This is a genomic window from Sphingobacterium sp. 40-24 (assembly GCF_001899705.1).
Lineage (GTDB): Bacteria > Bacteroidota > Bacteroidia > Sphingobacteriales > Sphingobacteriaceae > Sphingobacterium > Sphingobacterium multivorum.
In genome coordinates this window covers 1-576 of sequence record NZ_MKWH01000015.1, presented here as the reverse complement: position 1 = coordinate 576, position 576 = coordinate 1, and the positions used below count along the sequence as shown (strand labels likewise).

The following is a 576-nucleotide window of genomic DNA, read 5'->3' as shown; positions in this document are numbered from 1 at the left end:
GAAATCGGGTAATTGCCCGCAGTCGTCTTTCTGTTCCTGTTCAGCCATTGATTTGAATAGCTTTGTTATCTGTTCTATTGCTTCGGCTGTTCCCTCAAAAACAACCCAATTGTTGCACCAATTAGCCATAATTATTTATCGTTTAAGGTTATCTGTAAAAATTTGTCACTCCCGAAAAGCAGGTGTATCGCCTGTTTTAATTGCGGGTTGCATTGTGCATCCTCTGTATATTCAATCAGGCAATGAATAGCGAAAATTGAATTGTGTCCGTCAAAAAAATGGTCTGTAAACCAGTGCGGGCGTTTCCAAAGTGGTTCATTTTGTCTATCCCTTTTTGTGCATTCTGCACAAGCCTGTACCAAAATTCAGCAGTAAAAAATCCCTTTTGATACCAACCCTCACGAAAGGCGGTTTCATTTTGCAGGAAGTAGTCGCATTGCTTTTTTATAGCGTTTTGCAGGTTCTCCAGTTCTGCGGGAAACAGTTTGCATAATAAGCCCGCTTTATCGAGGTTATCCATTTTATCTAATGCTTTCATATCTTTTGTTTTTAGTAGGCGACCACCTTTGCAGGCAG

The 576-nt window shown here is 40.5% G+C and carries 1 pseudogene; it reads right to left on the bottom strand.

The features are described 5' to 3' along the window. Positions 1-235: 235 nt before the first annotated feature. Positions 236-576, bottom strand: a pseudogene (locus BGP15_RS05730) (hypothetical protein); the annotation flags it as partial.